This is a genomic window from Pseudomonas sp. SMN11, from assembly GCF_052041945.1.
In the GTDB taxonomy this organism is placed as follows: Bacteria; Pseudomonadota; Gammaproteobacteria; order Pseudomonadales; family Pseudomonadaceae; genus Aquipseudomonas.
The window spans coordinates 114,549-128,154 of record NZ_JBKGGW010000013.1; the positions used below are offsets into that span (position 1 = coordinate 114,549).

At 62.9% G+C, this 13,606-nt stretch carries 12 protein-coding genes; 1 reads left to right on the top strand and 11 read right to left on the bottom strand.

What is annotated here, in order from left to right:
* Positions 1-104 precede the first annotated feature (104 nt).
* Positions 105-380, top strand: a complete 276-nt coding sequence (locus ACLEJU_RS14035) for a hypothetical protein (RefSeq protein ID WP_435423769.1) — start codon at positions 105-107, stop codon at positions 378-380.
* A gap of 18 nt (positions 381-398) precedes the next feature.
* Here the strand turns inward: ACLEJU_RS14035 and ACLEJU_RS14040 are convergent, their stop codons facing one another.
* The 11 genes from ACLEJU_RS14040 to ACLEJU_RS14090 all read right to left on the bottom strand — a co-directional run bounded on the left by ACLEJU_RS14040 (position 399) and on the right by ACLEJU_RS14090 (position 13,514).
* Positions 399-1,994, bottom strand: coding sequence for an ArnT family glycosyltransferase (locus ACLEJU_RS14040; RefSeq protein WP_435423768.1), 1,596 nt, complete (start codon positions 1,992-1,994; stop codon positions 399-401).
* Complete coding sequence (locus ACLEJU_RS14045) at positions 1,991-3,364, bottom strand: UDP-glucose dehydrogenase family protein (protein ID WP_435423767.1); 1,374 nt, start codon at positions 3,362-3,364, stop codon at positions 1,991-1,993. Before ACLEJU_RS14045 ends, ACLEJU_RS14040 begins: the two co-directional genes overlap by 4 nt.
* Positions 3,361-3,774: a 4-amino-4-deoxy-L-arabinose-phosphoundecaprenol flippase subunit ArnF gene (arnF, locus tag ACLEJU_RS14050; protein ID WP_435423766.1), complete on the bottom strand. Its 414-nt coding sequence runs from the start codon at positions 3,772-3,774 to the stop codon at positions 3,361-3,363. Before arnF ends, ACLEJU_RS14045 begins: the two co-directional genes overlap by 4 nt.
* Entirely contained in the window at positions 3,771-4,115 is a 345-nt protein-coding gene (gene arnE / locus ACLEJU_RS14055; protein ID WP_435423765.1) for a 4-amino-4-deoxy-L-arabinose-phosphoundecaprenol flippase subunit ArnE, read from the bottom strand. The genes arnF and arnE overlap by 4 nt, the downstream gene beginning before the upstream one ends.
* Positions 4,112-5,761 carry a lipid IV(A) 4-amino-4-deoxy-L-arabinosyltransferase gene (arnT, locus tag ACLEJU_RS14060; RefSeq protein ID WP_435423764.1) on the bottom strand — a complete coding sequence of 550 codons (1,650 nt, stop codon included), beginning with the start codon at positions 5,759-5,761 and terminating at the stop codon, positions 4,112-4,114. The genes arnE and arnT overlap by 4 nt, the downstream gene beginning before the upstream one ends.
* Positions 5,758-6,642 carry a 4-deoxy-4-formamido-L-arabinose-phosphoundecaprenol deformylase gene (arnD, locus tag ACLEJU_RS14065; RefSeq protein ID WP_435423763.1) on the bottom strand — a complete coding sequence of 295 codons (885 nt, stop codon included), beginning with the start codon at positions 6,640-6,642 and terminating at the stop codon, positions 5,758-5,760. Before arnD ends, arnT begins: the two co-directional genes overlap by 4 nt.
* Positions 6,642-8,648 (bottom strand): bifunctional UDP-4-amino-4-deoxy-L-arabinose formyltransferase/UDP-glucuronic acid oxidase ArnA, encoded by a 2,007-nt coding sequence (arnA, locus tag ACLEJU_RS14070; protein ID WP_435423762.1) that lies wholly within the window; start codon positions 8,646-8,648, stop codon positions 6,642-6,644. Before arnA ends, arnD begins: the two co-directional genes overlap by 1 nt.
* Positions 8,645-9,667, bottom strand: a complete 1,023-nt coding sequence (arnC, locus tag ACLEJU_RS14075; protein ID WP_435423761.1) for an undecaprenyl-phosphate 4-deoxy-4-formamido-L-arabinose transferase — start codon at positions 9,665-9,667, stop codon at positions 8,645-8,647. Before arnC ends, arnA begins: the two co-directional genes overlap by 4 nt.
* Positions 9,664-10,815 (bottom strand): UDP-4-amino-4-deoxy-L-arabinose aminotransferase, encoded by a 1,152-nt coding sequence (arnB, locus tag ACLEJU_RS14080; RefSeq protein ID WP_435423760.1) that lies wholly within the window; start codon positions 10,813-10,815, stop codon positions 9,664-9,666. The genes arnC and arnB overlap by 4 nt, the downstream gene beginning before the upstream one ends.
* A gap of 408 nt (positions 10,816-11,223) precedes the next feature.
* Positions 11,224-12,738 (bottom strand): ArnT family glycosyltransferase, encoded by a 1,515-nt coding sequence (locus ACLEJU_RS14085; RefSeq protein ID WP_435423759.1) that lies wholly within the window; start codon positions 12,736-12,738, stop codon positions 11,224-11,226.
* Between the two features lie 158 nt (positions 12,739-12,896).
* Positions 12,897-13,514 (bottom strand): class I SAM-dependent DNA methyltransferase, encoded by a 618-nt coding sequence (locus tag ACLEJU_RS14090; protein WP_435423758.1) that lies wholly within the window; start codon positions 13,512-13,514, stop codon positions 12,897-12,899.
* Positions 13,515-13,606 lie beyond the last annotated feature (92 nt).

The window sequence follows — 13,606 nt, forward strand, 5'->3', positions numbered from 1 at the left end:
CTTTCACTTCGAATGCCTTAAACCAGCGCTAACGCCACTCGCATACTTGAGCAGGGCTGCCCATCATGCACACTTCGATGTTTAGCCATCACTTGATGTTTCTGATGTTGTTCATCGCATCCGTGGTCAGCTGGCTTTACCTGTGGCTGGTAGGTTTTCTGCATGCTTCAGTGGCGAGCAGCGACTGCCCGGTGCTCAAACCGGACACCTTGACGGTCCTGGGGCTACTGCTGACCCTGGGTTGCGCCGTGCTGGAGTTCTTCAGCCCGTTCGAAGGGGTCACGCTGTTGATCGTGCTGCTGGTGATTGGCCTGATCATGCCCTGGGCAGGGGCATTGGGCGGCCGGTATCACGAGCGGTTGCGCGCTCGCAAGGTGTAGGCAACCCTCAGCTGTTGTTCAATGCCCGAGGTACACCAGCACATAGTCGTTATTGTCGAAGCGTCCACTGATTTGCGGCTGCAGCGCATGCATCGGTGTGCCTTGCAGGGCCTGGAAGTCGTGTCGATCCATCATCAGCCACGCCGGCCCCTGCACGGCCTGCAGTTGTGAGGGGGTCTCGGTGAACAGCGGTCGCAGGTCCTGGTCGAGGTTGACCATGAACTTGATGGCCTTGGCATCCTGGCCCAGACGGTGCAGCACCAGCGGGGCAGGTTGCTGCGAAACCTGGGCGAGCACGGCCAGGGTGAAGCTGCGGGTGTCATACAGGCGACGCTCCACCGGCTCGACCACCGTGACATACACCAGCCACAACGCCATGACCGCACAGCCGGCGCTGACCTCGGCACGCCAGCGAGGCTGCACCAGACGCGACAGCGCCCCCAACTGCAACGCCGCCAGCACTACCATCAGCACCGTGACGGAACCGGTTTCCTCGGGGAAACGGCGCTGGGCCACCAGCAGGGCAATCATCATCATCCCCGGCATCAGCAGCCAGAGTCCCTGGATGGCACCGCGCAGCCAGGCGAACAAGCGCCCCTGGGCCACCTGGAACGGATAGGCGGCAATGATCGCAACCATCGGCAGCATCGGCAGCAGGTAGCGGGCTTTCTTGGCCAGGGGGATCGACAGCCCGACCATGACCAGCAGTGCGGCAGCCGCGCAGTAACCGACCAGGCGCAACGCCGGCCCCTGCAACTGCGCACGGCCCAGCCAGGCGGCGACCAGTGCCAGCAGTGCCAATGGATAGGCCAGTGCATAGTTGCCCATCGCGCTGGAGAAGTAGTACAGCGGGCTGCTGGCCCCCTCGCTGCCGTCCATGCGCCCCATGAACTGCATGCGAATCACATCATCCAGAAACGCCTGGCCGCCGCTGGCCTTTGCTAGCCACAGCAGCAGGCCGACACTGGCGACCAGCAGCAGACTGGCCAGCACCCCAAGCAGCAGCATCCGCCGCCATTGACCAGTCAGCAAGTAGTAACTGCACAGCATGCCGGTCGGCACCACCAGGCCGATCGGCCCGCGAATGCCAAACCCCAACAGCAACAAGGCGAACACCAGCGGCCAGCGCCGCCCGGCGGCATGCTGGTCGTGGGCGTACCCCAGGTAGAACACGCTGAAGGCGACGGCCGCCAGCATGAGGTCCTGGGACACGGCCCGGACTTCAGTGACGAAGGTGACGGTGAGCAGCAGCAGGGCAATGCTGCTCCACGCCCAGCGCAGCGAGAACGGTGCCAGCAGCCGGTACATCAGGGTCACGATCACCGCGCCGGCGATGGCACTGGGTAGCCAGGCGCTCAGGCCGTTGACCGCCCCGAACGGCAGTGACAGCAGCCAGATGAACAGTGTCGAGAGCGAGGTGTAGTCGGCATAGGGGTGTCCGTAGGTGGTCGGGAACACCGTCGGCCCATGGCGCAGCATCTCTTGGGCAAACAGCACGAAGCGTGAGTCGAAGCCGATCGGCGCCTGCCCGTACACCCCGGCGCAGAACAGCAGCAGCGCCAGCAGCCCTGCAAGCAGGGACTGCCGGCGAATGGTGAGTGGCAGTGTTTTCACGCTGCTTTTGAACCCTGGCGCGGCAATTGTGGGGAAACCGGCAACTGGCAGGAATCGCCTCGGCCGATCGGGAAGTACTTGAAACCTTTACGCGACAGGCGCTCGGCGTCATAGAGGTTGCGCCCGTCGAAGATTACCGGTGCCTTCAGGCGTTGCTGGATCAGCTCGAAATCCGGGGCCTTGAACTGTTGCCATTCGGTGCAGATGATCAACGCGTCGGCGCCGGACAGCACCGATTCCGGGGTCCCCATCAGCATCAGTTTCTCTTCATCCGGATACAGGTGCTGGGTTTCCTGCATGGCCTCGGGGTCGAAGGCGCGCACACTGGCACCGGCCGCCCACAGCGACTCGAGCAGCACCCGGCTGGGGGCGTCGCGCATATCGTCGGTGTTGGGCTTGAACGCCAGCCCCCAGACGGCAAAGGTCTTGCCTGCAAGGTCGCCGTTGTAGAACGCATGGATGCGCTCGAACAGCTTGTGCTTCTGGCGTTCGTTGATCGCCTCGACCGCCTGCAGCAGGTCGCTGGAACAATGCACCTGCTCGGCACTATGGATCAGCGCACGCATGTCCTTGGGGAAGCACGAGCCGCCATAGCCACAGCCGGGGTAGATGAAGTGGTAGCCGATGCGGGAATCGGCACCGATGCCCTGGCGCACCGATTCGATATCGGCGCCCAGGTGCTCGGCCAGTTCGGCGATCTGATTGATGAAGCTGATCTTGGTGGCGAGCATGCAGTTGGCAGCGTACTTGGTCAGCTCGGCGCTGCGCAGGTCCATGAACATGATGCGGTCATGGTTGCGGTTGAACGGTGAGTAGAGGTCGCGCATGACATCGCGCACGTCTTCACCCTCGCAACCGATGACGATACGGTCCGGCCGACGGCAATCGGCGACGGCCGAGCCTTCCTTGAGGAACTCCGGGTTGGACACGATATCGATGCGCAGCTCGCGGCCCTTGAGCGCGGTACTGATGTGCGCACGCAGGGTGTCACCGGTGCCGACCGGCACGGTGGATTTTTCGACCAGGATCAACGGTTGCTGGCGGTGGCGGGCAACCGCGTCGCCGACCGACAGCACATACTTCAGGTCCGCCGAGCCATCTGCGCAGGAGGGGGTGCCGACGGCAATGAAGGCGACGCGGCCATGCTCGACGGCGAGCTTTTCATCGGTGGTGAATTGCAGGCGGCCGCCATCCAGGCCTTCGCGCACCAGGCTCGAAAGGCCCGGTTCAAAGATGCTGACATGGCCTTGGCGCAACAACTCGACTTTCTTCTCATCGACATCCATGCACACCACATCATGGCCGACTTCGGCCAGTACCGCGGCTTGCACCAGGCCGACATACCCGCTACCAAACACTGTAATTTTCATGGAGCACTCCTTAATGCGGGCGAACGGGCTGGACGCGTATTGATCGTAATGACGCCGAGCATGACCAGTGCCACGCCCAGTGATTTGCTCAAACTGAAGGATTCGTCGAACAGCGGCAGGCTGGCCGCCAACAGGTAAACCAGGGCGTAGCTCAGGCTCAGCAGCGAGTAGGCCCGGCCCAACGGCAGATCACGCAGGGCCAGCAGCCAGCACAACATCGACAGGCTATAGGCGGCGATCGCCGCCAGCACCACGGCCACGGCGAGGGCATCGACGCCCTGGCCGGTCAGCGTCGATAGCCACTGCCCAGGCTGCGGCAGGCGGGTCATGCTCCAGCGCATGGCCAATTGGGCGCCGCTGACCAGCAGCACGCTACCCAGGGCGAACGCGATGCCAAGGCGCTGATTCATGATTGCTGCCCCAGCAGCGCGACTCCGGCGATGACCAGGGCCACCCCCAGCCAGTGACGGCGATCGACCGGTTCATGGAAGCCGAAGCGGGCGATCAGGGTGATCACCACGAAATTCAGGCTGAGCATCGGATAGGCGATACCCACCTCCATGCGCTGCAGTACCAGCAGCCAGACCAGCAAACCGCTGCCGAGGGCGAGGAGGGCCAGCCACAGCCAGGGCGAACGCAACTTGTCCGTCCACGGCCCCGACTGCCCACGCCAGCCTTCCACGGCGAACTTCTGCGCCACCTGGCCCAGGCAGGTCAGCAGGCAGGCCGTCAACAGCAGCAGCCAGCTCATGGCGATACTCTTGGCAGAATGAGGATCACCATCTTGCCTTGGTGATAGCGGGTGCCATCCTCAGGCAGCAGGGCAAGCTCACGCTGCTCATCCTCACCTTTGACCCGCATCACCACGACGACCGTGCCCGTGCGGCGGGCGTCGTCGACCCACTGGCGAACGTTCTTGTCGTTCAACCGGCGACCGTCGCCTTCTGGAGTCGCCAGGCCGTACTTCAGCTCGCCGACGGTGTTGTAGAACACCACGTTCGGCTGTTTCAGGCGCCAGGCCAGTGCCGATGCCGCGCCGAGGTCGTTGCTCATCAGGTGAGAGGCGCCTGCCAGTTCGTCGAGGTGCTGCAGGATGAACTGGTCGGGCATCTTGTTGCCCTCCACCGATTTGGGCATTGCCGCCGGCAGCAGGGCCATCAGCAGCAGGCTGCCGGCCACCGGAGCCGCCCAGCAGCGCAGCGGCGACAAGGCCTGGGCCAGGCTGGCGACGGTCCACCCCACCATCGCCACGCCCATCAGCAGCAAACCGGCCGGTTCGTGGACATACGCCGGCTTTTTCAATTGCAGCCAGGCCAGTGCGATCAGGGCGACCACGCCCATCACCACGTTGAGCCAACCGTTGATGCCCAGCGCGCGGCCTTCATGCAGGCGCAGCCGTTCTTCCACGGCGTGCCCGATCAGCAGGGCCAATGGCAGCAGGCACGGGAAGATGTAGGTCGGCAACTTGCCCTTGCTCAGGCTGAAGAACAGCAACGGCATCAGCAGCCACAGCAGCAGGAACACGACCTTGGCCTGGGTACGGCTCTGCCAGGCCTGTTTCAGGGCCGGCGGCAGCATGGCGATCCAGGGCAGGCTGTAGGCCACCAGCAGCGGCAGGTAGTACCAGAAGGGCGCGCTGTGCTGGGCATCGTCACCGGCAAAGCGGCGGATGTGCTCATGCCAGAAGAAGAACCGCCAGTAGTCCGGCTCCTGCAGATGCACCGCCAGCACCCAAGGCAGGCTGACGACGATCGCCACCACCACGGCCACCGGGCCGAATACCAACAGTTCACGCCAGCGTTTTTGCCAGAGCATCCAAGGCAGCGCGATCAGCACCGGCAGCAGCCAGGCAAGAAAGCCCTTGGTCATGAAACCCATGGCACAGGCCAGCCCCAGTACCGCCCAGGCGGCAAGGCGCTGGCCGTTGCGGCGGCTGTCTACGGCGAACCACAGGGCCACCAGGCTGAGGTTGACCCACAGGGTGAACTGCGGATCGAGGTTGGCATAGACGGCCTGGCCCACCATGACGCAGAAGCTCATGTAGATCAGGGTACAGACCAAGGTCTTGCGCGGGTCGTTCCACAGCCGGCGTGCCACCAGGTAGCACAGGATCAGGCTCAGTCCGACGCTCAGCGCCGAGGCAAAACGCACGCCGAACAGGTTTTGGCCGAACAGCCCTTGGCTGAGGGCGATCATCCAGTAGCCGGCGGCAGGTTTTTCGAAGTAGCGCAGCCCCATGAAGTGGGGCGAGACCCAGTTGCCGGTCAGCAGCATCTCCTGGCTGACCTGGGCGTAGCGGGTTTCGTCGGGGATCCACAAGCCATGGCCGCCCAGTGGCAGCAGGAAGGCCAGTACGAACAGGCCGAGCAGCAGCGGTAGCGTCCAGCGTCTGCTCATGAGCCTTGCACTCCCAGCCAGCCCTCACGGCCTTGCAGGACGCCGCGCTGCACACTGGCAACGGGCAACGTGTCGAGCGAGGCGGGGAGCAGCTCGCCCAAGGGTTTGAACGTAATTTCGCGCTGGCGTGCGTCGGCCAGCAAATGGCGGAAGTCCTGGGCCATCAGAATCCCTTCTACCTCTGCATGGATGGTGTAGACGTTGAGTGCCTGTGGGCGGAAGTGCCCCAGGATGAATGCGTTGAACTGCGCGGCAGTCACCTGCGGGCCGACGACCTCGTCGAAGGTCGGCAGGTCCACCGGAATCTGCGGCGCCCCTGGTGAGCCGTCGGCCAGGCGAGGGCGGAACAGGCCAGCACCCCGGCAATCGCTGCTGTAGCGAAAGCCGAAGGCCTGCTTGGCTTCGATGACCCGCTCGTCCGCACGCCAGCCGGCGACGGCCGAACAGTCCACCGGTGCGCCGAGGATGTCACTGAGGGTGTCGACGCCCTGGCGGATCTGCTCGGTCAGCTGCGCCAGGCTCCAGTGCCCGGCATTGGCCTGCCAGCCGTGGTGGTCCCAGGCGTGCAGGCCGACCTCATGGCCGGCGTCCCGGGCCTGACGCATCAGGTGCCCGAGGTCGCGGCCAATCGGCTTGCCGGGCCAGGCGGTGCCAGCCAGGAGAATGTCCCAGCCGTACAGCCCGGCGGCATTGGAGCGCAGCATCTTCCACAGGAACTGCGGGCGGATCAGGCGCCACAAGTGGCGCCCCATGTTGTCCGGCCCGACACTGAAGAAGAACGTCGCCTTGACCTGCGCCTCGTCGAGCAGCTCCAACAGGCGCGGCACACCTTCACGGGTGCCGCGGTAGGTATCGACATCGATGCGCAACCCTGCCTGCATCAGCGTACTTCTTCTGCCGGGCGGGCCTCGATCTCGCGCATCGCTTCACGCAGGAAGAAGTCCAGGGTGTTGCCGATGGTTTCGCGCATCTCCACGGTCGGCTCCCAGTTCAGCAGGCGCTTGGCGTTGGCGATACTCGGCTTGCGGTGGGACACGTCCTGGTAGCCGCCGCCGTAGAACGCCTTGCTCTCGACGTCGCGGAACCCGGCGAACGGCGGGAAGTGGCTGCGCAGCGGGTGGGCTTCGAACTGACGCAGCAGCTCTTCGCCCAGCTGGCGGATGCTGGCTTCGTTGTCCGGGTTGCCGATGTTGATGATCTGGCCGTTGCAGGCATCGTTGTCGTTGTCGATGATCCGTGCCAGGGCCTCGACACCGTCGGCGATGTCGGTGAAGCAGCGCTTCTGCGCGCCGCCGTCGAACAGGCGGATCGGCGTGCCTTCCACCAGGTTCAGGATCAGCTGAGTGATGGCCCGGGAACTGCCGATACGCGCCGAGTCCAGACGGTCCAGACGCGGGCCCATCCAGTTGAAGGGGCGAAACAGGGTGAAGTTCAGGCCTTTCTGGCCATAGGCCCAGATGACCCGGTCGAGCAACTGCTTGGACACCGAGTAGATCCAGCGCTGCTTGTTGATCGGCCCGACCACCAGGTTGGAGCTGTCTTCGTCGAAGTTCGGGTCCTGGCACATGCCGTAGACTTCCGAGGTCGACGGGAAGATCACGCGCTTGTTGTATTTGACGCAGTAGCGCACCAGGCGCAGGTTCTCTTCGAAGTCCAGCTCGAACACGCGCAGCGGGTTGCGGGTGTATTCGATCGGCGTGGCAATGGCTACCAGTGGCAGCACCACGTCGCACTTCTTGATGTGGTACTCGATCCACTCGGAGTGGATGCTGATGTCGCCCTCGACGAAGTGGAAGCGTGGGTGGTTGCGCAGGCGCTCGATGGCGTCGGAGCCGATGTCCAGGCCGTAGACTTCGTAGCGCTCATCGCTGAGCAGTCGCTCGGACAGGTGGTTGCCGATGAAACCGTTGACGCCAAGGATCAATACCCGGGTGCGGCGAGCACCGCGGCGGGCGTCGGCGCCACGCAGCAGCGAGCCTTCGACCAGGCCCAGTTCATTGGCCAGTTGCGGGCCGCTCAGGTACAGGCCGTTGTCATTGCGCTGGCCGGCGTTGATCACCAGCGAGTCTTCACTGCAGGCGATGCGCAGCGGCTCGGTGCTGATGACCCGGCCTGGGGCCAGGCCTTCGTTGCCCTTGACCACGTCGGCGCTCCAGACGATCAGCTTGTGCTCGCCAACCTGGCAGAAGGCGCCAGGGTAGGGCTGGGTCACCGCGCGCACCAGGTTGAACAAAGTTTCGGCAGGCGCTTGCCAGTCCAGGCGGCCATCGGCTGCGGTGCGGCGGCCGAACACGGTCGCCTTCGACTCATCCTGTGGGGTTTCGCTGACCTTGCCCTGGCACAGGTTCGGCAAGGTGTCGCGCAGCAGGTCGGCGGCGGCGGCGCGCAGCTTGCCATGCAGGCTCAGCGCGGTGTCGCTGCGTTCGATGGCCACCCGCAGCTGGGCGACGATGGCGCCGGCATCGGCGCGCTTGACCATGCGGTGCAGGGTCACGCCGGTTTCGGTTTCGCCGTTGACCAGCACCCAGTTGGCCGGTGCACGGCCGCGGTAGCGCGGCAGCAGCGAGCCGTGCAGGTTGAACGCGCCTTTGCGGCCGGTGGCCAGCAGCGGTTCGCTCAGCAGGTTGCGGTAATAGAACGAGAACAGGTAGTCGGGGTCGAGCTGGCTGATGCGTTCGACCCACAGCGGGTGGTTGACGTCCTCCGGCGCATGCACCGGGATGCCTTTGCGGGCGCACAGTTGTGCGACCGAGGCGTAGAAGGTGTTTTCCTTGGGATCGTCGGCATGAGTGAACACTGCTGCGATGTCATAGCCGCTGTCGAGCAGGGCTTCAATGCCGGCGCAGCCGATATCGTGGTACGCGAAGACAACCGTTTTTGCACTCATGAGTGAACCTGACCAGAAGTAGTGGAAGTGAAACCATCAACGGTGACGCTTTGCGCCGGCACAGGCGGCGGACCGCTGCGCAGCACTTTTTCGATGAAGAACCGCGGGCGGGCGCGGACGTCGCTGTACATGCGCCCCAGGTACTCGCCGAGCAGGCCCATGCCGATGAACTGGCCACCGGTGAACACGAACAAGACGGCGAACAGCACGAACAGGCCATTACCGGCCCAGCCCGGGCCAAACGCCAGGCGCAGCACGATCAGCGCGAAGGCGAACAGCACGCCGAGCGCGGCCATGCTGAAACCGACGATGCTCAGCAGGCGCAACGGCGTGGTGGTCATGCAGGTGATCAGGTCGAACATCAGGCTGATCAGGCGCATCGGGCTGTATTTCGAGTCGCCGTGTTCACGCTCGGCGTGGGTCACCAGAATCTCGGTGGTGTGGCGGGCGAAGCTATTGGCCAGGATCGGGATGAAGGTGCTGCGCTCGCGGCAGGCGAGCATGGCGTCGATCACCGTGCGCCGGTAGGCGCGCAACATGCAACCGTAGTCGCTCATGGCAACGCCGGTGGAGCGCTTGACCGCGTAGTTGATCACCTTCGACGGCCAGCGGCGCAGGGCCGAGTCCTGACGATTGCTGCGCACCGTGCCGACCACATCGAAACCACGTTCGGCTTCGGCGACCAGGCGCGGGATTTCTTCAGGCGGGTTTTGCAGGTCGGCGTCGAGGGTGATCACCACGTCGCCCTTGCACTGTTCGAAACCGGCCATGATCGCCGCGTGCTGGCCGTAGTTGCGGTTGAGGATGACCGCAACGAACGGGCTGTTGTCGGCCTGGGCGGCGTCTTCGAGGATTTGCGCCGAGTCGTCGCGGCTGCCGTCGTCGACCAGCACGATTTCATAGGGGTGACGCAGCTGCTGGCAGGCTGCGCCTGTGCGCCGCAGCAGCTCGGGCAGGCTTTCCTGCTCGTTGTAGACCGGGATGACGATGGACACGCAATGGATCGGGTAAGGTCTCACGAGCGATTTCCCACAAGCTGTTCAATGGCGGTGACGACACGGTCCTGGTCCTGGTCGGTCATATCTGGGAACAACGGAATGGAGCACAGCCGCGCCGAATTCCATTCGGTGTTCGGCAGCGACAGCTGTGGATCACGCTGGCGGTACCAGGTATGCAAGTGGGTGGCGATGAAGTGGATGCCGGTGCCGATACCGCGCTCCTGCAGGCCTTTCATGAAGGTTTCGCGGTCCAGGCCACAGCGTTCGCTGTCGATGCGCAGGATGTACAGGTGCCAGGCGTGCTGCTGCGGATAGGCAGTCGGCACGGCCAGGGGCTGCACTGGCAGGCATTCGAAGCGTTGCTGGTAGCGGGCGGCAAGTTCGGTTCGGCGGGCGTTGATCGCGTCCAGGCGCTTGAGCTGCACCAGGGCAATGGCGGCGTTGATGTCGGCGAGGTTGTACTTGAAGCCGGGCTCCATAACCTGGGCCTGGGGCTTGCGGCCATGGGTCATGCGATCGTAGGCATCGACACCCAGGCCGTGGAACTTGAGCATGCGCACGCGGCTGGCCAGGGCTTCGTCGTCGCTGACGAACATCGCGCCTTCAGCGCAGGTCATGTTCTTGATCGCGTGGAACGAGAAGATCGCTGTACCTTTGGCGCCGACATGGCTGCCTTTGTAGCGGGTGCCGGCAGCATGGGCGGCGTCTTCGATGACGGCGATGCCATGCTTGTCGGCGAGTGCGTACAGCGGGTCGAGGTCAAAGGCAGCGCCGGCGTAGTGCACCGGAATGATGGCCTTGGTCCGCGGGGTGATGGCAGCCTCGATGCGCGACGCGTCGGTCATCAGGGTGTCGCGATCGACATCGACGAACACCGGCGTGGCACCGAGCAGGGAGATCATGTTGGCCGTGGACACCCAGGTCTGCGACGGGGTGATGACTTCGTCCCCCGGGCCGATACCCAGTGCCAGCAAGGCGATGTGCATACCGCCGGTGGCCGATGACAGGGCCACCGCATGGCGGCAACCGACGTACTGCGCGAACTGCTCTTCAAGTGCCTGGTTCTGTGGCCCGGTCGTGATCCAGCCCGAACGCAGGACTTTTTCGACAGCCGCAATTTCTTCTTCGCCCATACTTGGACGAGAGAAAGGGAGAAACGCCTCACTCATGAGCACCTCGGTGATACAGGAAAAATGACAGAACCTATTGATTTCATTGGTTCAATTGCCAGCGTAGACGCAAAGAAGTTTTTTGCATCGACTGCACAGGCTAAAAGTTGTTGTGTTGCGCCAGGTCAGGTTTTTTCTGCAGGGGCTCGGTCATCCATGTCGTCGTGATCGTCAGGGGCTTATCCAGCCAAGGTTATGCTCGATTTTGTGAAAGAAGTATAAAAAAAGGGTCGCGTAATCATTACATTGCAAACACAGACAGCTAAGGTTCAGGTTGCTGAACGAAGTGTGAACCTACTAACAAATTTAATACGTTTAAACATCCATTCGGATAGCTGTAACACTGTGCTGGTAGTTGACCTAAAGTCGCCATTAGTTGCAGGTTTAGAGCCGAGCAGGGGCCCTGACTCAGGCCTTGGGAATATAGGCCACGCTTTGCTCATCACGGGCGTGCAGCCACTGTTCGCCACGGCTGGGCAGGGTGGTGACAACCTGGTGATCGCTTTCCAGGTAGCCAAAGGGTGGCGCCTCGCCGTGAAGGTAATGCGCGACGATGATCGTGCGCTGCGGGTCCCAGTGCTTGCCGCTGGTACGATCCAGCCAGGCCATCAAGCTGGCGGTGTCGCCACTGCGTGGGTAATCCTCGGTCTGCGCCACATAGTAGAAGGGGGCACCACCCGTTTGGAGGTACATCGGCACCTTGTTATCCACCTCGACCATGACCAGCTGCCATTGCGCCAGCGGTGCCTGACGACTCGCCTGCTCACGCACAGCCTCGCCGAAGCGAATCACGCCGCCACCGCCATTGCTCCAGGGCACCAGAATGCCCAGCACCGCCAACAGCAACACGGCGGTGACTGCGAAACCGGCCTGCAGACGCCGCCCGGCGGCCTCGCGCAGGGCCATGCGGCGGGTGATCCACCAGGCACCGAGCAGTTGTGCGAACGGCACCAGCGGCAGCACATAGTAGCTGCGCCTGCTGCCACTGGCGGTGAAGAACAGCATCAGCAGGCCAAGCGCCTGAATCAGCCAGCGGGTATCCGGCTCGATCTGCCGCCAGTGGCGTACGGCGACCCACACGGCAATGATCCAGCAGGGCGCCCAGGGCAGGGTGTAGACCGGCAGGTACACCAGATAGGTGTAGATCGGCCCCAGGTTGTCGAATGGCTGGAAGAACCGCACCACGTTTTCCCGCAGTACCAGCCCCAGGCCGCTTTCGCCGTAATTGGGCGCGCCGTACAGGTGCGAGAGTAGAAACGGCAGCATGTACAGCGCTCCGGCCAGCAGCAGCGCAGCCGGCAGGCGCAGGTTAAGGTGGCGGCGCCAACGGCCTTCACTGAGCAGGTGCGGCAGTAACACCAGACCTGGCAGGATGAAGCCGATCAGGCCCTTGAACAGCGAGGTCAACGCCAACAGCCCGAAGAACCCGACATAGCGCCAGAAACGGGTATCGTCCGGCCCGCGCCAGTACCACCAGACCGCTGCCAGCACGCCGCAAACCGTCAGGATGTCGGCGGTGGCGACCCGTGCCCAGAACACGAAGTAGAAGGTCGTGGCCAACATCCAGCCAGCCACCAATCCGGTGCCTTTGCGGAACAGGCGTTCGCCGAGCAGATAGATCAGCCAAACACTGAACCACGCCGCGATGACGGAGGACAGGCGCAGAGACCAAGGCCCCAGCCCCCCCGTCAACCAGGCGCTGGCAGTGATCAGCCAGTAGGACAGCAGAGGTTTGTCGTAATAGGCGCCACCCTTGAGGTACGGGTCAAAGTAGTCGCCGCTTTGCAGCATCTGCAGGGCAATGTTCGCCCAGCGAGTTTCTGCCCCCCAAAGTTCGCGACTCCCCAGGCCAAACATCAATAAAACGGCAGTAGTGGCAAGCAGTAACAGAAGCGCGCGTTGATCGGTTCTTCTCTGATGCATGGCTGACTCTGCGGACAGGCAAATTGTCGGCGAATCCTAGGCAGCAAAAAGTGTGAGGGCAGTGAAGAATTAGTGAAAAAGTTGCAAGACAGTGACTGGACTACTTGCCTTATATAACTAAACTAAATGACTATTTAGTGTAGTTATGACCAATACAATTATACTCCAAGGCAGGAGCGGGCAAGCCACACCGTCAGGCCGCCACATGCTGGGTCTTCCACGATGTGATCGAGGACCACAAAACCATGCTTCTGCAACAGGCTTATATATTCGTGTGGATCCAGGCTGGCGTGATAAAGGGTTTCACCCTCGAATTCGCCCAACGCCTCGCCATGGGACGGGCCGCTGGTGAACATCAGATACGCGCCCGGTGCAGCGTGCTTCTGGAATACCGGGAACATCCGGCGCTGGTCGTCGGGCTTGAGATGGAAAAAACTGTTCCAGGCCAGGATGCCAGCGAACTGGCGATCAACTTGCAGCGTGCGCATGTCTGCGTGAATCCATTGCTGTTCGCTGAAACGTGCGCGGCACATGGCAAGCATCTTCGTGGAAGCATCCACGCCGACGAGCGACAAGCCAGCCTCGATCAGGAATCGCGCAACGGGCTGGCCAGAACCACAGCCCAGATCAAGCACCACATCAGATGGCTGCAGCAGCGCCTGAAAACGTTCGATCCATTTGTGGTCAGTCAGATCATCACCGCGCAGTCGATCCCAAGTCGAGGCGTGGCGGTGGTAAAGGTCGATGATCTGATCGGCTGATGGGTGGTGAGTCATTGGGGATCCTTGAAGGGCCGGTTGGACGGCCTGGGCGACGTCAGCGGATTTGGAATGTACCCCAGGTGTGGCCCGTGAGGAATATACGAAGC